This window comes from Streptococcus mitis (assembly GCF_003942695.1).
GTDB lineage: Bacteria > Bacillota > Bacilli > Lactobacillales > Streptococcaceae > Streptococcus > Streptococcus mitis_BD.
This window is the reverse complement of sequence record NZ_RJNU01000010.1, coordinates 1-18,691: the sequence shown is the minus strand read 5'-3', so window position 1 is coordinate 18,691 and position 18,691 is coordinate 1. Positions and strand designations below refer to the sequence as shown.

Genomic DNA, 18,691 nt, shown 5'->3' with positions numbered 1-18,691 from the left:
AGGCTATGAATGATAAAGTAAAACTTTTTGTCTTGGCAGGGGTCATTCTCCTAGCCATAACCGGTTTCTATTTTCTATTGATGCGAAATGCAGGGCAGACAGATAGCTCGCAAATTGAGAAAGCATCAGTTAGCCAAGGAGGAAAAACAGTGAAAAAAACAGAAGTGAGTAAAGACGCAGACTTGCACGAAATTTATCTAGCTGGGGGATGTTTCTGGGGAGTTGAGGAATACTTCTCACGCGTGTCTGGAGTGACAGATGCCGTTTCAGGCTATGCAAATGGTAGAGGGGAAACAACCAAGTACGAATTGATCAACCAAACAGGACATGCGGAAACCGTCCATGTCACCTATGATGCTAATCAAATTTCTCTTAAAGAAATCCTGCTTCATTACTTCCGCATTATCAATCCAACCAGCAAAAATAAACAAGGAAATGATGTGGGAACCCAGTACCGTACTGGTGTTTATTACACAGATGACAAGGATTTGGAAGTAATCAACCAAGTTTTTGATGAGGTGGCTAAGAAATACGACCAACCTTTGGCAGTTGAAAAGGAAAACTTGAAGAATTTTGTGGTGGCGGAGGATTATCACCAAGACTACCTCAAGAAAAATCCAAATGGCTACTGTCATATCAATGTCAATCAGGCTGCCTACCCCGTCATCGATGCCAGCAAATATCCTAAACCAAGTGATGAGGAATTGAAGAAGACCTTGTCACCTGAGGAGTATGCAGTTACCCAGAAAAATCAAACAGAACGAGCTTTTTCAAACCGCTACTGGGATAAATTTGAATCCGGTATCTATGTGGATGTGGCAACTGGCGAACCTCTCTTTTCATCAAAGGACAAGTTTGAGTCTGGTTGTGGTTGGCCTAGTTTCACCCAACCCATCAGCCCAGATGTTGCCACCTACAAGGAAGATAAGTCCTACAATATGACGCGCATGGAAGTGCGGAGCCGAGTTGGAGATTCTCACCTTGGTCATGTCTTTACGGATGGACCAGAGGACAAGGGGGGCTTACGCTACTGTATCAATAGTCTCTCTATCCGCTTTATTCCCAAAGACCAAATGGCAGAAAAGGGCTATGCTTATTTACTAGATTATGTTGATTAAGAAGTCTTTCCTAAGCAGTTAGAGGAGAATTTTGCTATACTGATACTAGTAAGTGGTAAAGGAGCAGAGCATGACCTACACAATCTTAATCGTAGAAGATGAGTATCTGGTAAGACAAGGCTTGACCAAGCTGGTCAATGTAGCGGCCTACGATATGGAAATCATCGGTCAGGCTGAAAATGGAAGACAGGCTTGGGATTTAATTCAAAAGCAGGTGCCAGATATCATTTTAACCGATATCAATATGCCTCAGCTAAATGGCATCCAGTTGTCCAGTCTGGTCCGAGAAACCTATCCTCAGGTTCACCTAGTTTTTTTGACAGGTTACGATGATTTTGATTATGCCTTGTCTGCTGTCAAACTCGGTGTGGATGACTACTTGCTCAAGCCCTTTTCTCGTAAGGATATTGAGGAAATGTTGGGGAAAATCAAGCAAAAACTAGACAAGGAAGAAAAGGAAGAGCAGTTACAAGATTTATTAACCGATAAGTTTGAAGGAAACCTGGCTCAGAAGATCCAGTCTCATCTGGCTGACAGCCAGTTTAGTTTAAAGTCTTTGGCCAGTGATTTGGGCTTTAGCCCGACTTATCTGAGCTCCTTGATTAAGAAAGAGTTGGGGTTGCCTTTTCAGGATTATCTGGTGAGAGAGCGTGTCAAACAAGCAAAGCTCTTGCTTCTGACCACAGATTTAAAGATTTATGAGATAGCAGAGAAGGTTGGTTTTGAAGATATGAACTACTTTACCCAACGTTTTAAACAGATTGCAGGTGTGACACCTCGTCAGTTTAAGAAAGGGGAAGGCCGATGAAGCGTTCTTCTCTTTTAGTCAGAATGGTTATTTCCATCTTTCTGGTCTTTCTTATTCTTCTAGCTCTGGTTGGGACTTTCTATTATCAATCTAGTTCATCAGCCATTGAGGCCACTATTGAGGGCAATAGTCAAACGACCATTAGCCAAACTAGCCACTTTATTCAGTCTTATATCAAAAAATTAGAAACCACCTCTACCAGTTTGACCCAGCAGAAGGATGTCCTAGCCTATGCTGAGAATCCTAACCAAGACCAAGTCAAGGAAATCCGAGATCTGTTTTTGACTATCTTAAAGGCAGACCAGGACTTGAAAACGGTGGTACTGGTCACCAAATCCGGTCAGGTCATTTCTACAGATGACAGTGTGCAGATGAAAACTTCCTCAGATATGATGGCTGAGGATTGGTACCAAAAGGCTATTCATCAGGGAGCTAAGCCAGTTTTGACACCAGCTCGTAAATCAGATAGTCAGTGGGTCATTTCTGTCACTCAAGAACTGATTGATGCAAAGGGAGCCAATCTTGGCGTACTTCGTTTGGATATTTCCTACGAAACTCTGGAATCCTATCTCAACCAACTTCAGTTGGGCCAGCAGGGCTTTGCCTTTATCATCAATGAAAACCATGAATTTGTCTACCATCCTAAACGTACTGTCTATAGCTCAGCGAGTGAAATGGAGGCCATGAAACCCTACATCGAGACGGGGCAGGGCTATACGCTGGACCATCAATCCTACGTCAGTCAGGAAAAGATTGCAGGAACAGATTGGACGGTCATAGGCGTGTCTTCGCTGGAAAAATTAGACCAGGTTCGGAGTCAACTCATGTGGACCTTGCTTGCTGCTAGTGTCACATCTCTTCTTGCATGTCTCTGCTTGGTGTGGTTCAGTCTCAAACGCTGGATTGCCCCTTTGAAGGATCTGAGAGAAACCATGCTGGAAATTGCTTCTGGTACACAAAATCTTCGTGCTAAAGAAGCTGGTGCCTATGAACTGAGAGAAGTGACTCGCCAGTTTAATGCCATGTTGGATCAGATTGATCAGCTGATGGCAGATGTTCGCAGGCAGGAAGAAACGACTCGGCAGTATGAACTTCAAGCACTATCAAGCCAGATTAACCCCCATTTCCTCTACAATACTTTGGACACTATCATCTGGATGGCTGAATTTCAGGATAGTCAGCGAGTGGTTCAGGTGACCAAGTCCTTGGCAACCTATTTCCGCTTGGCGCTCAATCAAGGCAAGGATTTGATTTCTCTTTCTGATGAAATCAATCATGTCCGCCAGTACCTCTTTATCCAGAAACAACGCTACGGAGATAAGCTGGAGTATGAGATTGATGAAGAACCTGCTTTTGATAACCTAGTCTTACCCAAGTTGGTGTTGCAACCTCTTGTAGAAAATGCTCTTTACCATGGCATCAAGGAGAAGGAAGGTCATGGCCATATTAAAGTTTCTGTTCAGAAAAAGGATACAGGGCTTGTCATCCGCATTGAGGATGATGGCGTTGGTTTCCAAAATCCTGACGATAGTAGTCAAAGTCAGCTCAAACGTGGGGGAGTTGGCCTTCAAAATGTCGACCAACGACTCAAACTTCATTTTGGAGACAATTACCAGATGAAGATTGATTCTGCACCCGAAAAAGGAACGACGGTTGAAATATACATCAATAAAATAGAAACAAGTTAGCTCCCAGTCAATTCTGGGAGTTTTGCTTTTTAAAATCAGAATGATTAGTTGGCCTTGATAAAATCAGTAAAAAAAGATATGATAGATAGTGACAAAAGAGGTATCAAGTATGAAGGAAAAAGACATTCAAAGAGCAACAAGCCAGATTGTTGAAGATGTTTTGGAGAAGGCTGGATTGTGTGAGGTGTCCTAGGTCTATCCTCTAGCGAAGTTTTAGGTGGCCATATTGGCAAGGAATCCAGCCAAGAAATTGGGGAAATCATTGTGAAGACCATCCTAGATATCCTAGAGGAAAAAGGAATTCATCTAGCTGTTCAAGGTTGTGAACATGTCAATCGTGCACTCGTTGTTGAACGTCAGGTGGCAGAGCAGTTTGGTCTGGAAATCGTCAGTGTCCTTCCTACACTTCATGCAGGAGGTTCGGGTCAATTGGCAGCCTTTAAGTCTATGAAAGACCCTGTCGAAGTGGAGTTCATCAAGGCCCATGCTGGGTTGGATATCGGAGATACCGTAATTGGCATGCATGTCAAGCATGTACAGGTTCCGATTCGACCGGTACTACGTGAGATTGGGCATGCCCATGTAACGGCTTTAGCTAGTCGTCCAAAACTCATCGGAGGTGCGCGTGCACAGTATCCTGAAGACTTCATAAGAAAGTCATAAGTGGGCTGAAAGTTATCGTAAATTAGAGATGTTTCAAGTATGTAGAGGTATAAGGTTGGAAAATTGTGTTTATATCGTTTCAGGGCCCCCAGGCGTTGGAAAGAGCACTGTCAGCAAAGAGTTGGCCTATTCTTTTGACAAAAGTGCAGTGATAGAGGGGGATATGATTTACTTAATGATTAAAGGAGGTCTCGTAGCTCCTTGGGAAGATGATAGATTTTACATGGATTTGTTCTGGGATAATATCATCAGTCTGACCAATAATTTCTTGGATCGTGGCATTACTGTTGTGATAGAGTATGTCATATTTGAAGAGCAACTGAAGAAAATTGCAGCCTTCTTAAAAGAAAAACGAATTAAGCTAAAATATTGTGTCCTAATGGCTCAAGAAGAAACCTTGAAAGAGAGAGACTCTTCTCGAAAAGAAATTGAGAGAACAGGCGATTTATCAATCCAAGCAAGAAAAGAGTTTCTAGCTAAAAATAGTGATAAACATCATTTTCTATTCACGGATGATTTAGATATCAAGGAAACGGTAAACATCGTTAAAACTTCAAATCAATTTTTAATTTCTGAACAGTAAAAGACATGGAGAGTAAGGGTATAGAAACCAAGACTCTCCTTTTTTTGTTGAATTCTTGTGCAAAGTACTCCAAACAAGACCATCTTTTACAAGAAGAAGGTGGGCTATCTGATGGAAATTGCCAAAAATAGAAAAAAGCAACTTAGAGAAGATTTTTAGTTATGGAAATCAATAAACAAAGCTGGATTTAGCTGTTCTAGGTTGGCCTTTTTGTGCTATACTTAGGATATGCATAGAAAAACAGTGATTGATTTTAGGGCTTTGGGTGAGAGATACACCTTTACCCAGCCCATCAGAGAGTTAAAAACGAGAGATTTATCAGAAGTGGCAGACTTGTTGGCACAAGTGGAAAGCTACCAAGAGCATGGAACGGATACCGTAGAAACATTGGATGAGAGGGATTTTAACCAGCATAACAGGGTCTAAACTAGGACGACCTTTATCTTCAGAATAAGTATCTGCGACTAAGTCATAGATGAAGGAAAAATCGATCACTTGCTCAACCTGACGAAGAAAATGGGCTTGCGGAACGAGTTCATCTAGCGTGTAAAAACCAACTTGATTGCGGTTATATTCGAGATTTTCTTTGTGAAACATAGGAAATACCTCACAACTTTTCTTACCTCTATTATACGACTTTACACAAAGAAAAGCCCTTAGAAATTTGTAGTCTAAGGACTTTGTCTTCAATCTGAGGAGCTTAGCTCCTTTTTTTGTGTTAAGTTTAGATAAAATAGACAAGCGTAGCAAAGTTGTCACAAATTTTTTCTTTTGTAGTAAAATAAGATTAGAATTTTGTGAAAGTAGGTAATTCGTTGGAGTCGATTATATTTCTAGTGTCCGTTTTTTTAGCTGGTGTTTTGTCCTTTTTTTCACCCTGTATCTTCCCTTTGCTGCCAGTCTATGCTGGTATTTTACTGGATGATCACGGAAATTCGAAAAGTTTTCGCTTTTTGGGAAGAGACGTCGCCTGGTCAGGCTTAATTCGGACCTTGTGCTTTATTGCAGGAATCTCCCTCATTTTCTTTATTTTGGGATTTGGAGCTGGATTCCTAGGGCACATGCTCTATGCAGACTGGTTTCGTTATGCTATGGGGACAGTCATTATCCTTTTAGGCCTTCACCAGATGGAAATCTTGCATTTTAATAAACTGGAAGTTCAAAAGACAGTCACCTTCAAACAATCAAAGTCTAATCACTATCTGTCAGCATTTTTGCTTGGGATAACCTTTAGTTTTGGTTGGACCCCTTGTATCGGACCAGTTTTGAGTTCGGTCTTGGCTCTTGCAGCTTCTGGAGGGAATGGTGCTTGGCAAGGAGCCTTACTAACTTTAGTGTACACATTTGGAATGGCCCTTCCTTTCCTTGTTTTGGCCTTGGCTTCGGGCTGGATCATGCCCTATTTTAGTAAACTAAAACCCCATATGATCCTACTAAAGAAAATCGGGGGAGCTTTGATTATTTTGATGGGATTATTATTAATGCTAGGGCAGTTAAATGCCTTGTCAGGAATTCTTGGATAAAAGGAGAAAAAGATGAAAAAAGTTTTTTTTGCTGGATTTAGCCTCATGTCTTTATTTTTGTTGATTGCCTGTGGTGAAAAAGAAACCAAACAAACGGAAAGTCCCAAACAGTCTACTGTACAGCAAATCGCAGTCGGTAAGGATGCGCCAGACTTCACCTTGCAGTCTATGGATGGCAAAGAAGTCAAGTTATCAGACTATAAAGGGAAAAAGGTCTATTTAAAATTCTGGGCTTCTTGGTGTGGACCTTGTCGAAAGAGTATGCCAGAGTTGATGGAATTAGCTGCCAAACAAGATCGAGACTTTGAAATCTTGAGTGTCGTTGCACCAGGACTACAAGGTGAAAAAACAGTTCAAGAGTTTCCAAAATGGTACCAAGAACAAGGCTACAAGGATATCCCAGTTCTATATGATACCCAAGCAACTACCTTCCAAGCCTACCAAATTCGTAGTATTCCAACGGAATACTTGATTGATAGCCAAGGAAAAATCGGAAAAATCCAATTTGGTGCTATTAGCAATGCTGATGCAGAAGCAGCTTTTAAAGAGATGAAATAAAAAAATCGCGAAGAATCGCGATTTTTTTTTATAATTTTTCATTGATAAAACGGATGAATTGATTCCACCAAACTTTTAAGAAGAAGGCTTTTTCTACTTTCTTTTCAGAGACCATTTCAAAAGATGGTTTTTCTGAAGTGAGGTAGCCTTGGCCTATCAAATCCTGATCTTCATAGGTTAGAGTACCAACAACCTTGCCTTCCTCCAATGGAGCCATTTCTGATGTTGATTTTGGTGTGAATTGGAGGGCTGGTGTAGTACCGCTTCCGATGCGTTGGACGATGGAAATGTCTGACTTAGCGACAGCTGTCACATTATCTTCTTTACCATCAAGAACTGTTACTTTACTATCATTGTATGCTTCACCTTTCTGAACGACTGTTTTTAAGGCAAAGTTTGCAGAAATATAATCTAAAAGTGCAGAAGTAGCAGTAAAACGTGCATAAGGGTTGGTATCTTGTTGGTCTGCATTCAAAACAACCGTAATAATACGCATCCCTTTCTCAACAGTTGTTCCAACGAATGAAGCACCAGCTTTATCAGTAGTACCTGTTTTTAGTCCATCAATACCACCTCGATATGCTGGCATTCCTTCCAACATATAGTTAGTAGAGTGAATTTCCATACCAGCAAATGTTGATGAAGATTTCTTGGTGATTTCTAAAACTTGAGGGTAATCTCGGATGAGGTTTCGAGCGATGATTGCAACATCGTAAGCGCTTAGCTTGTTCTCCTCATCCTTTTTAGAACCAGGATAGATATTATTTCCAAGTGTTTCGTTATTAAGTCCAGTAGTATTTACAATAGTAGCATCTTTGATACCCCATTCAAGAAGTTTCGCCCTCATCTTGTCAACGAAGTCTTTCTCTGAACCAGCAATTTTTTCAGCAAGAGCAATGGCTGCACTATTGGCACTTGATACTAGAGTTGCTTCCAATAATTGTTCCACTGTATACTTGCGCGCTTCCATAGGGACATTACTCGCCTCAGAATTGGTTGTGAGTTGGTATGGATAGTCAGAGATATCAACTGGGGTAGATAGGCTAATTGTACCTTGTTCCAATGCTTCATAGACTAGGTAGACAGTGAGAATCTTGGTGATAGAGGCAATTTCAACAGCTTGAGTAGCATCTTTTTCGTAGAGAATTTTCCCAGTGTTTGCTTCAACAGCAATGGCATGCTTGGCAGCAACATCAAAATCTTGCGCAGATACAGTAGGAATGGCTGTGCCAAAAATGATAAGGGTTAGTAAGGATAAAATTATTTTCTTCATAGTAGTTTTATTCTATCACAAAGCGAAAAAATATTCTCGTTTTTATGGTAAAACCATCTTATCTTTTTGAAGAATTATGGTAAAATAAAAAGAAGGAGGCGCCTATGTTCCGTAGAAACAAGTTATTTTTTTGGACAGCTGAAATTTTACTATTAACTCTTATTTTCTACCTTTGGAGAGAGATGGGAGCGATTGTCACACCTTTTGTGATGGTAGCTAATACCATTATGATTCCATTTTTGCTCGGAGGATTTTTCTATTACCTGACAAATCCCATCGTAACATTTTTAGAAAAGAAATGTAAAGTCAATCGTTTGATAGGTGTGCTCATCACTCTTTGTGCCTTGATTGGTACAATAGTAGTAGGGGTAGTCTACTTGCTACCGATTTTGATCAATCAGTTGACAAGCTTGATTATTTCTAGCCAGAATATCTATAGCCGCTTGCAAGATTTGATATATGATTTATCAATGAATCCAATCTTTCAAAATATTGATATTCAAAAAACCATTCAACAGTTGAATTTATCTTACGTTGATATTTTGCAAAACATTCTTAATAGTGTGAGCAATAGTTTAGGTAGCGTTCTTTCAGCCTTGTTTAGTACAGTTTTGATTCTCATTATGACACCAGTCTTTTTGATTTATTTCTTGCTTGATGGTCATAAGTTCCTTCCAATGTTGGAACGAACAGTCCTAAAACATGATAAATTAAACTTCTCCAGTCTCTTGAAGAATTTGAACGCCACTGTCGCACGTTATATCAGTGGAATTGCGATTGATGCTGTTATTATCGGATGTTTGGCCTATATTGGATACAGTACGATAGGGTTGAAATATGCTCTAGTCTTTGCTATTTTTTCTGGTTTGGCAAATCTGATTCCTTATGTTGGACCAAGTATCGGTCTGATTCCCATGATTATTGCCAATGTCTTTACTGATCCGCACAGAGTTCTCATTGCAGTAATTTATATGCTGATTATCCAACAAGTGGATGGGAATATCCTCTACCCTCGTATCGTTGGAGGGGTTATGAAGGTTCATCCAATCACCATTCTGGTCCTTCTCTTACTTTCTAGCAATATTTATGGTGTTATCGGAATGATTGTAGCAGTACCAACCTATTCTATCCTAAAAGAAATTACGAAGTTCTTGGCGAAATTATATGAAAATCATAAAGAAGCTAAAGAAAAAGAACTGGAAAAATCAGAATCAATCTAAAAATCAGGGAGACCTGATTTTTTTTGATAAAAAGACTTGAGGTTAGACTGGTCAAAAGTGTTTTAAATGATTCTGTTGGAGAAGGAAAAGAATGGGAAATTATGAGATTTAGAATAATTCACAAAATGTGTGTAAAACACTTGCAATTTAGTTGAAATTTGATAAAATAGTAAGGAAAGTTAGACTGTATTGCCTACTGTCTATCTATAAAATATATTTTATTGGAGGCTTTTACTCAAATGGCAAAAGAAAAATACGATCGTAGTAAACCACACGTTAACATTGGTACTATCGGACACGTTGACCACGGTAAAACTACCCTAACTGCAGCTATCACAACTGTTTTGGCACGTCGCTTGCCTTCAGCAGTTAACCAACCTAAAGACTATGCGTCTATCGATGCTGCTCCAGAAGAACGCGAACGCGGTATCACTATCAACACTGCGCACGTTGAGTACGAAACTGAAAAACGTCACTACGCTCACATCGACGCTCCAGGACACGCGGACTACGTTAAAAACATGATCACTGGTGCCGCTCAAATGGACGGAGCTATCCTTGTAGTAGCTTCAACTGACGGACCAATGCCACAAACTCGTGAGCACATCCTTCTTTCACGTCAGGTTGGTGTTAAACACCTTATCGTCTTCATGAACAAAATCGACTTGGTAGACGACGAAGAATTGCTTGAATTGGTTGAAATGGAAATTCGTGACCTCTTGTCAGAATACGACTTCCCAGGTGACGATCTTCCAGTTATCCAAGGTTCAGCTCTTAAAGCTCTTGAAGGTGACTCTAAGTACGAAGACATCATCATGGAATTGATGAACACTGTTGATGAGTACATCCCAGAACCAGAACGTGACACAGACAAACCATTGCTTCTTCCAGTCGAAGACGTATTCTCAATCACTGGACGTGGTACAGTTGCTTCAGGACGTATCGACCGTGGTACTGTTCGTGTTAATGACGAAATCGAAATCGTTGGTATCAAAGAAGAAACTCAAAAAGCAGTTGTTACTGGTGTTGAAATGTTCCGTAAACAACTTGACGAAGGTCTTGCAGGAGATAACGTAGGTGTCCTTCTTCGTGGTGTTCAACGTGACGAAATCGAACGTGGACAAGTTATCGCTAAACCAGGTTCAATCAACCCACACACTAAATTTAAAGGTGAAGTCTACATCCTTACTAAAGAAGAAGGTGGACGTCACACTCCATTCTTCAACAACTACCGTCCACAATTCTACTTCCGTACTACTGACGTTACAGGTTCAATCGAACTTCCAGCAGGTACTGAAATGGTAATGCCTGGTGATAACGTGACTATCGACGTTGAGTTGATCCACCCAATCGCCGTAGAACAAGGTACTACATTCTCTATCCGTGAGGGTGGACGTACTGTTGGTTCAGGTATGGTTACAGAAATCGAAGCTTAATTCGATTTAGTTCCCAGAAGAACAATTATTTAAGTCAGACACTAAAAGAATCTTGCTTTGCAAGGTTCTTTTTTTGTGATGGAATTATTTTAGAAGGCTTTCTAGTATAGCGATATGATAGATTTTTTGGTATAATAAAAGTTATGGAAATTGAAAAAACCAATCGCATGAATGCGCTTTTTGAATTTTATGCTGCGCTTTTGACAGATAAGCAGATGAATTATATTGAACTCTACTATGCAGATGATTACAGTCTTGCTGAGATTGCTGAAGAGTTCGGTGTTAGTCGTCAAGCTGTTTACGACAATATCAAGCGGACAGAAAAGATTTTGGAAGACTATGAGATGAAATTACACATGTACTCAGACTACATTGTCCGCAGTCAGATTTTTGACCAGATCTTGGAGCAGTATCCCAAGGATGACTTTCTGCAGGAGCAGATAGAAATTTTAACAAGTATTGATAATAGAGAATAAGAGGAAGAAAAATGGCATTTGAAAGTTTAACAGAACGTTTACAGAACGTCTTTAAAAATCTACGTAAAAAAGGAAAAATATCTGAGGCTGATGTCCAGGAAGCGACCAAAGAGATTCGTTTGGCCTTGCTGGAAGCCGACGTTGCTTTGCCTGTTGTAAAGGACTTTATCAAGAAGCTTCGTGAACGTGCAGTCGGACACGAGGTCATTGATACCCTCAATCCAGCTCAACAGATTATCAAAATCGTTGATGAGGAATTGACAGCTGTTTTAGGTTCCGATACGGCAGAAATTATCAAGTCACCAAAAATTCCAACCATTATCATGATGGTCGGTTTGCAGGGGGCTGGTAAAACAACATTTGCTGGTAAGCTGGCTAATAAACTCAAGAAGGAAGAAAATGCTCGTCCTTTGATGATTGCGGCAGATATTTATCGTCCAGCAGCTATTGATCAGTTGAAAACACTTGGACAACAAATTGATGTTCCTGTCTTTGCGCTTGGAACAGAAGTACCAGCTGTTGAGATTGTTCGCCAAGGTTTGGAACAAGCACAGACCAATCACAATGACTATGTCTTGATTGATACGGCAGGGCGTTTGCAGATTGATGAGCTTTTGATGAATGAGCTTCGAGATGTAAAAGCTTTAGCTCAACCAAATGAAATTCTGCTTGTAGTTGATGCCATGATTGGTCAGGAAGCAGCTAATGTTGCCCGTGAATTCAATGCTCAGTTAGAAGTGACTGGTGTTATCCTTACCAAGATTGATGGAGATACTCGTGGTGGCGCGGCTCTATCTGTTCGTCACATCACTGGAAAACCAATCAAGTTCACTGGTACGGGTGAAAAGATTACAGATATTGAAACCTTCCACCCAGACCGTATGTCTAGCCGTATCCTTGGTATGGGGGATATGCTTACTCTTATTGAGAAAGCTTCTCAGGAATACGATGAGCAAAAAGCCCTTGAAATGGCTGAGAAGATGCGTGAAAACACCTTTGATTTCAATGATTTCATTGATCAATTGGATCAGGTTCAAAATATGGGGCCAATGGAAGATTTGCTCAAGATGATTCCAGGTATGGCTAACAATCCTGCCCTTCAAAATATGAAGGTGGATGAGCGCCAGATTGCGCGTAAACGTGCCATCGTGTCTTCCATGACACCTGAAGAACGTGAAAATCCTGATCTGTTGAATCCAAGCCGTCGTCGTCGTATCGCTGCTGGATCTGGAAATACTTTTATCGAAGTGAATAAATTCATCAAAGACTTTAACCAGGCCAAACAGCTCATGCAAGGTGTCATGTCTGGAGATATGAATAAGATGATGAAGCAGATGGGAATCAATCCAAATAACCTCCCTAAAAATATGCCAAATATGGGAGGCATGGATATGTCTGCCCTTGAAGGCATGATGGGACAGGGTGGCATGCCAGATATGTCAGCTCTTGGAGGAGCTGGAATGCCAGATATGAGCCAGATGTTTGGTGGCGGACTCAAAGGTAAAATTGGTGAATTTGCCATGAAACAGTCTATGAAACGTATGGCTAATAAAATGAAAAAAGCTAAAAAGAAACGCAAATAAAAAAGGAAGCAGAAGTGCTTTCCTTTTTTATATAAAATATGTGCTTTCTATAATTAGACAATTTTCTTAATCGAAAAATTGACTAAATAGAAAGAGTGATTTCAAACCCTTGCATCCATTCGGAATTTACTGTGATTTTGATTTTTAAAGCATCTGCTAATTGCTTGACCAGATAGAGGCCCATGCCTGTTGATTTTTTCCTGGTATCTCCCGAGTCTCCTGTAAATCCTTTTTCAAAGATATGAGGGAAGTCGCAAGCTTTAACTCCGCAACCATTATCCCTAATAATCAAACTTGTACGTCCCTTGTCTTTTGACATATAAATATTGAGTTCGGGCTTGTCAGAGCTATATTTAAGGGCGTTGGCGAGGATTTGAGAGAGGATAAATTCAAAACTGCGTTGATCGGTGTAGCAGGTGCCTTGTATGTTTTCTAACTTAATCGTAAAATTCTTTTCTTTGAGCAAGGGACCAAAGTTTTCCAAAAGATCTTGGATACACTCTTGTAGGTCAAGGTCTTCAAATAGAAAATCATTTTTCTCACTTTTCACCCTGTAGTAGAATAGGATCTGCGATACATTTTCTTGGATTTGATTTCTCACATAGTCCAACTTAAAAGCTGTATCCTCAGGCAACTGGTCGCTTTGATTGTCCAAAAGGAGAGAAAGAAGTGATAGAGGGAGTTTAATCTCATGTGCCCATTTTTCAACATAGTCCTCATACTCGGCTAGTAATGAGTTGAGCTTTCCTATTTCAGCTTGCTTTTGATAAAGTGTATCTGCCATTTTTTCAATGCTTTCTTTCTCTGAGGCACTTGATAAATGCAATAATTCAAGCTCAGTATCGACCTTGGGATTGGCTATGAAGGCTTTATAGGCAGCGGATTTTTTTCTTTCTTTTCTTATCAGTAGGAATGATAGGATGAAAAATAGCAGGACGGTGGCTAAAAGATAGAGAAGGATGAGGGCTTGAAACATTCTCACATCTGAAAGCCAAAGCAGGACAGCTGTAAATAGGTCAAATGCTAAGAGAACAAGTAACCAAGGCAGATAAGTAGCTAGATATTTTAGATTAGGTTTCATCTGGACTTACCTCTTCTAGCTTGTAACCAATACCTCTGACGGACTTGACTTGAAGGGCAATGCCAGCCTGTTTCATCACCTTTTTTAGCCTTGCAATATTTACTTGAAGGGCATTCTCATCAATGAACTCAGTTGTATTCCACAGTTTCATGCTTAGTTCTTCTTTTGTGACGACAGAATCAGTTGCCACTAATAAGGTTTCTAACAATTTCCCTTGATTTTGGGGGAGTAAAATCGAATGTCCGTTGATATAAAGGGTATAGGTATTTCGATCCAGCAGAAAATTATCTTTTTCAAGTAGATTTTGTCTACCTTCATAGCGTTTCAAGATATTTTCTATACGTGCCAAAAATCTTTCTTTTTTGAAAGGCTTTGTTAAGTACTCGTCTGCCCCTAATTTTAAGGCGTAGATCTCATCTTTTAATTGTTCACGGGAGGTGAGAACCAATATGGGCACAGAGCGTTTTGACTTGAGATTTTTACAAATTTGAAAACCTGTTTCTCCCGGCAAATTCAAATCCAGTATGATTAGATCTGTATCGTATTGCAGCACTTGTTGGCTTGTGTCTTTGAAGTCAGTCAACTTATCAACTTGATAACCCGCTTTCTCTAACAAGATGACAATTTCATCTCGAATCAAGGCTTCATCTTCAATAACCAGAATATGCTTCATATCGGTTCCTCCTTTTCCTAATTTATTCTACCTTATTCATCTCTTTTGGGTTCCATTAAGGACAATAAGTACTTGTTGCTATTTTTCTTTACAATTCTGATATAGATGACTTCAAATCCAGCTAAGAGCAGTACTATCAGCATGGCTGTGATAAATTTCTGCCCCATGGCCATTCTTGCACTGGCTGGTACTATTCCTGTGAGGAGGGAGCCCACTCCGAAGCTACTACTGATAAGTGCAAGGGCTATTGGCAGACCGAAATACCAATTGATTTGCTTTTCTGACGATTTACAAAGAGTTTCGTAGTTGGCTCCGAGATGGATCAAGGTTTGGTATCGTCTGTAGGATTGTCTTTGTCCCATCAAAAATTGAACGCCAATGATTGTATTTGCCACAACAAGGAAGATGATAGCTAGATAGATAGTGATATAGCTGGCAGAGATAATGTAAAATAATTGTCTCCCCATATTTTGTATATAGCTTTCATAGCCAAGAGAGGTTTGATTTAGCTTTTCATTCGTATCTGAGATAGCTCTCATCAGGCCTTTTTCCTTGACTAGCTCAGGAGCCAAGATACCGCTAACATAGTTCGAATAGCGACCGTCTGTATAGTTCATAAAGACTTCATCTGGGACTATGAGGGCAACAGAGAGGGTGATTTCACGATCCGTTACGATTGGTAAAGACTGTACCTCGCCAATCAATTTTACATCATTTCCCATGACTTTGATTTGAGGCTTCGTCTTCAGAACAGAGTTGACGAGACTTTCATCTGGGAGAAAATCTTTCCCCATATACAAGTAGGCTTCCTTGCTAGTTAATTCTAGAGGAGGGAGATTGGCAGCCTTTCTAAGTTCATTGTATTCGGAAACTGGCATGAGGTGGGAATTAGTAGACGGTTTAAATTTTTGTAGCAAAATTTCCTTGTTCTTGCTGTCTTTTTGCTTTTTCAACTCCTTTATGACCTCTTCAAAGGACACGGACTCGTGTTCTTTAGGTTTGCCCACTTTGATTTGCAGAATCTTTGAAAACTGTGATGCTAGACCAGCAGCTTCAAGCTCTTTTTTTACTGTACTTACATCAAGATTTTCATCTGTTTCCTGCTTGCTATCTCTAAATGTATAATCCAATACGTGGGTTTGATTGCCTGAATTGCCGCTTGCAATGGCCACACCTGCTCCAAAGAGGCACAAGGCAGAGAAGATTAAGAGGGAGCATATAGCCAGTATAGTTGAGCGCTGGATAACTAATTCCTGAATCTGTCTAAAATTATAGGCATGAAGTTTTCGATTGTTTCCAAGCTTGACCAAAAAGTCTATAAACAAACGCATGCCAAAGAAGAGGAGGATAGTTCCCAGAGTACCTAAGAGAACAGTGATGCCCATGGTTATGACACTCTCCCAAGCTCGTCCACTCATACCCAAGTAATAGGCTGTTCCTAGAAGTAAAATTCCGAGGACGGAAGCAAGAAGGTACACACCCTTGGGGAGTAGTTTCTTCATCCCAGAAGGCGAATAGGATAGCAGGTTTCCGATTTCCATATTGGCCGTCTTTGCACTTAAAAGAACAAAGACAGCTAATTTGACGGCTAGGAAGCCGATGACTGTATAGAGTAGAGCTGTGGTAGATAGTGAAAATTGATGTTCAATAATCCCTAGTCCCACAATTTTAGCGGTTATTAGGCTAATCAGTTCTGAAATTAAGATGGAAATAGGAAGGCCTATTCCAAGGGCAAGGACACTGTTTCTCAAATCCTCGAGCAGAAGTAGCAAGAACAGTTTGCTTCTTCGCATTCCCAGTGTGAGATAGACACCAAATTCATGTTTTCTCCTTTCCATCTGCATACTGCTTGCGAAGTAGACGAGAAAAAAGAGAATAAAGAGAGTTGCTACATAAAGAATGGGAATCATGCTAAAGAGTTTATCTACAGCATGACTCTCTATTTGTTTTAGAAAGAGCATCACATCTTGATGAGACAAAGAAAGGATGATGTAAAAGGAGATAATAGAAAGAACCATAGAACTGAAATACAAGCCGTTATTCTTTCGATCTCTCTTACTATTTCTTGAGACTAATTTAGAAAACATTGCCATCACCTCCAGCCAGGGCTGCCATGACCTTTAGTATTCTGTGGTAAAAATCTTCTTGACTTTCTCTTGGATAGTCGCGTCGAATTTCATGGAAGAGTTTTCCGTCTTGGATAAACAAGATGCGGTTGCAAAAGCTGGCTGCAACGGAGTCGTGGGTCACCATGAGAATGGTGGTTTCTTCCACTTGATTCATTTCAGCTAATTTTTGCATCAAAATGGTCGCATTTTTTGAATCCAAAGCTCCTGTGGGCTCATCTGCAAATACAATCTTAGGGTCTAAAATCAAAGCACGCGCAGCAGCTACCCTTTGCCGTTGACCACCTGATAATTGAGAAGGGAACTTATCCAGAAGTTCAGAAATATCCAGATATTGGGAAAGTAATTCTAACCGAACCTTGCTTTCGTTGGCATCGACCTTGTGCAAAGACAAGGGAAGTAAAATATTTTCTTTGGCTGTCAGATTGTCCAAAAGCTCAAAATTCTGAAAGAGGTAGCCAATTTCCTTGCCACGATAATCAGCTAATTGGCTCCCTTTTAACTGACCTAAATCCTTTTCTTGCATTTGAATGGATCCGTCAGTTGGCTTGATGATAGTGGCGAGACAGTTAAGAAGGGTTGTTTTCCCAGAACCGCTACTCCCCATAATTCCTAAGAATTCACCTTTTACAACTTGAAAAGATATGCCGTTCAAGGCCTTGGTGATATTCGGCTCTTTTCCATAATGCTTTTTTAATGATTCTACTCGTAAAATTGTTTCCATGTGAAACACCTCCATCTTTTGTTACTTTCATTATAGTATGAATCAGAGTAGAATAACACTTACGGATGATGTAAGAAATCTTTATCATTAGGTTATTGGAGCTATACTTACTATATTATAGCATGGTTTCAAGTATTTAAAAAGAGGAGTTGAGAGTCGAGAAATTTTCCTAATATTGAAATTATAAAAAATAATACCACTGTAGTCCATGCTCCAGCAGTATTATTTTTTATTTTATAGGAAACTCTACTCCCACTCAATTGAGACTGGTATATCCCTATCCCTTGTAAATCAAGGGTTTAGAAGGGTTATATACTTCAATGGGGGGATTGATTTTTTCATATGTTGATTTCAATTAAATTTTACTCTTGTTTCTGATGCGGTTTGTATGGTAATTGCATTTGTAAGTAGTTGAGCTATCTCTTTATCAGCACCACTGTACAAGTACTAATGATAGTCAGCTATCAGGAACATATTCATACGAAAAAAGCGGTATTGATGGTTCTGAAATGGGATTCGAAGACGAAGAATTGACATTGCATTACGAACTAAAAGTAAGTGGTGATGAAAACATATTTAATATCAATCTCCTTTCAGAGAGAGGCAATAATGTGAAGTACCTCTATTCCGAGAAAGTAGCTATTGATACAGACAAACAGATTATCAGTGATAACAATGGTACTGAGCTGAAATATTCAGTTTCTGGAGATTCTGTAACAATGCCTGATTTAGCAGGAGATAGTGGTGAAACAGTAACATTAAGTAAATAGAATAAACCCAAAAAGAGAGCTTGATATGTAATCTATCAGGCTCTATTCTTGTAAGTTTGTAAGTAATATTTTATATTAATCATCTAATTACAGTTTTTTTACATTTTTTATTAATATTTCTGTATTGTCAATTAAAAATTTCCCATCATTATTACTAATAAACTCATTGATATATTTAAGAATACAAACATAATGATTATAGTAAACGTTATATGTATTTACATCTAAACAGAAGTGAGTTAAAGCAAATTTAACATGGTCAGTTCGTTTAATATCGGTGAAATCTACGATTTTTGCTCTATTGGCATCAATTTTCTTTCCTAGAGCATATCTATTCGGAATTTCGTTATTATCACTATTATGAATGATACTATAGTCATTCATAATG

Annotated in this window: 16 protein-coding genes and 3 pseudogenes; 12 read left to right on the top strand and 7 right to left on the bottom strand. The window is 39.6% G+C overall.

Features of this window, described 5'->3' with window-relative positions; translation table 11 throughout:
* Positions 1 to 5 precede the first annotated feature (5 nt).
* From msrB to D8852_RS07755, 5 genes and pseudogenes are all read left to right on the top strand, one after another.
* On the top strand, positions 6 to 1,118 hold the full coding sequence (gene msrB, locus D8852_RS07775) for a peptide-methionine (R)-S-oxide reductase MsrB (RefSeq protein WP_125425337.1): 1,113 nt from the start codon (positions 6 to 8) through the stop codon (positions 1,116 to 1,118).
* A 70-nt stretch (positions 1,119 to 1,188) separates the two neighbouring features.
* Positions 1,189 to 1,926 carry a response regulator transcription factor gene (locus D8852_RS07770; RefSeq protein WP_125425336.1) on the top strand — a complete coding sequence of 246 codons (738 nt, stop codon included), beginning with the start codon at positions 1,189 to 1,191 and terminating at the stop codon, positions 1,924 to 1,926.
* A complete protein-coding gene (locus D8852_RS07765) occupies positions 1,923 to 3,614 on the top strand; it encodes a cache domain-containing sensor histidine kinase (RefSeq protein ID WP_125425335.1) in 1,692 nt (563 codons plus the stop codon). The genes D8852_RS07770 and D8852_RS07765 overlap by 4 nt, the downstream gene beginning before the upstream one ends.
* A gap of 109 nt (positions 3,615 to 3,723) precedes the next feature.
* Positions 3,724 to 4,277: pseudogene (locus tag D8852_RS07760) on the top strand (TIGR01440 family protein).
* Positions 4,278 to 4,332: 55 nt separating this feature from the next.
* Positions 4,333 to 4,860, top strand: a complete 528-nt coding sequence (locus D8852_RS07755; RefSeq protein WP_125425375.1) for an AAA family ATPase — start codon at positions 4,333 to 4,335, stop codon at positions 4,858 to 4,860.
* Positions 4,861 to 5,223: 363 nt separating this feature from the next.
* On the opposite strand, the pseudogene D8852_RS07745 reads toward D8852_RS07755, so the two are convergent.
* Positions 5,224 to 5,457: pseudogene (locus D8852_RS07745) on the bottom strand (IS5/IS1182 family transposase); the annotation flags it as partial.
* A 218-nt stretch (positions 5,458 to 5,675) separates the two neighbouring features.
* On the opposite strand from D8852_RS07745, the gene ccdA2 reads away from it, so the two are divergent.
* Together ccdA2 and sdbB are read left to right on the top strand one after the other, a co-directional pair.
* A complete protein-coding gene (gene ccdA2, locus D8852_RS07740; RefSeq protein ID WP_125425334.1) occupies positions 5,676 to 6,383 on the top strand; it encodes a thiol-disulfide oxidoreductase-associated membrane protein CcdA2 in 708 nt (235 codons plus the stop codon).
* A 12-nt stretch (positions 6,384 to 6,395) separates the two neighbouring features.
* A complete protein-coding gene (gene sdbB / locus D8852_RS07735) occupies positions 6,396 to 6,941 on the top strand; it encodes a thiol-disulfide oxidoreductase-associated lipoprotein SdbB (protein ID WP_125425333.1) in 546 nt (181 codons plus the stop codon).
* Positions 6,942 to 6,969: 28 nt separating this feature from the next.
* Here sdbB and pbp3 read toward each other — a convergent pair whose 3' ends face one another.
* On the bottom strand, positions 6,970 to 8,214 hold the full coding sequence (gene pbp3, locus D8852_RS07730; protein WP_125833843.1) for a D-alanyl-D-alanine carboxypeptidase PBP3: 1,245 nt from the start codon (positions 8,212 to 8,214) through the stop codon (positions 6,970 to 6,972).
* A 104-nt stretch (positions 8,215 to 8,318) separates the two neighbouring features.
* On the opposite strand from pbp3, the gene D8852_RS07725 reads away from it, so the two are divergent.
* The 4 genes from D8852_RS07725 to ffh all read left to right on the top strand — a co-directional run bounded on the left by D8852_RS07725 (position 8,319) and on the right by ffh (position 12,929).
* Positions 8,319 to 9,434, top strand: a complete 1,116-nt coding sequence (locus D8852_RS07725) for an AI-2E family transporter (protein WP_038806157.1) — start codon at positions 8,319 to 8,321, stop codon at positions 9,432 to 9,434.
* A 239-nt stretch (positions 9,435 to 9,673) separates the two neighbouring features.
* On the top strand, positions 9,674 to 10,870 hold the full coding sequence (gene tuf / locus D8852_RS07720; RefSeq protein WP_001040719.1) for an elongation factor Tu: 1,197 nt from the start codon (positions 9,674 to 9,676) through the stop codon (positions 10,868 to 10,870).
* A gap of 143 nt (positions 10,871 to 11,013) precedes the next feature.
* Positions 11,014 to 11,346, top strand: a complete 333-nt coding sequence (locus D8852_RS07715) for a putative DNA-binding protein (RefSeq protein WP_000402061.1) — start codon at positions 11,014 to 11,016, stop codon at positions 11,344 to 11,346.
* A gap of 11 nt (positions 11,347 to 11,357) precedes the next feature.
* Positions 11,358 to 12,929 carry a signal recognition particle protein gene (gene ffh / locus D8852_RS07710; RefSeq protein ID WP_125425331.1) on the top strand — a complete coding sequence of 524 codons (1,572 nt, stop codon included), beginning with the start codon at positions 11,358 to 11,360 and terminating at the stop codon, positions 12,927 to 12,929.
* Positions 12,930 to 13,011: 82 nt separating this feature from the next.
* Here the strand turns inward: ffh and D8852_RS07705 are convergent, their stop codons facing one another.
* Genes D8852_RS07705 through D8852_RS07690 form a run of 4 tightly spaced genes read right to left on the bottom strand, consistent with a single transcriptional unit; the run spans position 13,012 to position 17,533 of the window.
* Complete coding sequence (locus tag D8852_RS07705) at positions 13,012 to 14,010, bottom strand: sensor histidine kinase (protein ID WP_125425330.1); 999 nt, start codon at positions 14,008 to 14,010, stop codon at positions 13,012 to 13,014.
* Positions 14,000 to 14,683, bottom strand: coding sequence for a response regulator transcription factor (locus D8852_RS07700; protein ID WP_061452492.1), 684 nt, complete (start codon positions 14,681 to 14,683; stop codon positions 14,000 to 14,002). Before D8852_RS07700 ends, D8852_RS07705 begins: the two co-directional genes overlap by 11 nt.
* A 32-nt stretch (positions 14,684 to 14,715) precedes the next feature.
* Positions 14,716 to 16,770 carry an FtsX-like permease family protein gene (locus D8852_RS07695; RefSeq protein ID WP_125425329.1) on the bottom strand — a complete coding sequence of 685 codons (2,055 nt, stop codon included), beginning with the start codon at positions 16,768 to 16,770 and terminating at the stop codon, positions 14,716 to 14,718.
* On the bottom strand, positions 16,760 to 17,533 hold the full coding sequence (locus D8852_RS07690) for an ABC transporter ATP-binding protein (RefSeq protein WP_125425328.1): 774 nt from the start codon (positions 17,531 to 17,533) through the stop codon (positions 16,760 to 16,762). The genes D8852_RS07695 and D8852_RS07690 overlap by 11 nt, the downstream gene beginning before the upstream one ends.
* 509 nt (positions 17,534 to 18,042) lie before the next feature.
* Between D8852_RS07690 and D8852_RS07680 the strand changes: the two genes are divergently transcribed.
* Complete coding sequence (locus tag D8852_RS07680) at positions 18,043 to 18,303, top strand: hypothetical protein (protein WP_000505233.1); 261 nt, start codon at positions 18,043 to 18,045, stop codon at positions 18,301 to 18,303.
* Between the two features lie 87 nt (positions 18,304 to 18,390).
* On the opposite strand, the pseudogene D8852_RS10095 reads toward D8852_RS07680, so the two are convergent.
* Positions 18,391 to 18,691: pseudogene (locus tag D8852_RS10095) on the bottom strand (hypothetical protein); the annotation flags it as partial.

Excerpts from the sequence above, each read along its gene's own strand:
- D8852_RS07765 (WP_125425335.1), top strand. The coding sequence starts at position 1,923 with ATGAAGCGTTCTTCTCTTTTAGTCAGAATGGTTATTTCCATCTTTCTG.
- tuf (WP_001040719.1), top strand. The coding sequence starts at position 9,674 with ATGGCAAAAGAAAAATACGATCGTAGTAAACCACACGTTAACATTGGT.
- D8852_RS07680 (WP_000505233.1), top strand. The coding sequence starts at position 18,043 with ATGGGATTCGAAGACGAAGAATTGACATTGCATTACGAACTAAAAGTA.
- pbp3 (WP_125833843.1), bottom strand. The coding sequence starts at position 8,214 with ATGAAGAAAATAATTTTATCCTTACTAACCCTTATCATTTTTGGCACA.
- D8852_RS07695 (WP_125425329.1), bottom strand. The coding sequence starts at position 16,770 with ATGTTTTCTAAATTAGTCTCAAGAAATAGTAAGAGAGATCGAAAGAAT.
- D8852_RS07770 (WP_125425336.1), top strand. The coding sequence starts at position 1,189 with ATGACCTACACAATCTTAATCGTAGAAGATGAGTATCTGGTAAGACAA.
- D8852_RS07715 (WP_000402061.1), top strand. The coding sequence starts at position 11,014 with ATGGAAATTGAAAAAACCAATCGCATGAATGCGCTTTTTGAATTTTAT.
- D8852_RS07705 (WP_125425330.1), bottom strand. The coding sequence starts at position 14,010 with ATGAAACCTAATCTAAAATATCTAGCTACTTATCTGCCTTGGTTACTT.
- ffh (WP_125425331.1), top strand. The coding sequence starts at position 11,358 with ATGGCATTTGAAAGTTTAACAGAACGTTTACAGAACGTCTTTAAAAAT.
- D8852_RS07725 (WP_038806157.1), top strand. The coding sequence starts at position 8,319 with ATGTTCCGTAGAAACAAGTTATTTTTTTGGACAGCTGAAATTTTACTA.
- sdbB (WP_125425333.1), top strand. The coding sequence starts at position 6,396 with ATGAAAAAAGTTTTTTTTGCTGGATTTAGCCTCATGTCTTTATTTTTG.
- D8852_RS07700 (WP_061452492.1), bottom strand. The coding sequence starts at position 14,683 with ATGAAGCATATTCTGGTTATTGAAGATGAAGCCTTGATTCGAGATGAA.
- msrB (WP_125425337.1), top strand. The coding sequence starts at position 6 with ATGAATGATAAAGTAAAACTTTTTGTCTTGGCAGGGGTCATTCTCCTA.
- D8852_RS07690 (WP_125425328.1), bottom strand. The coding sequence starts at position 17,533 with ATGGAAACAATTTTACGAGTAGAATCATTAAAAAAGCATTATGGAAAA.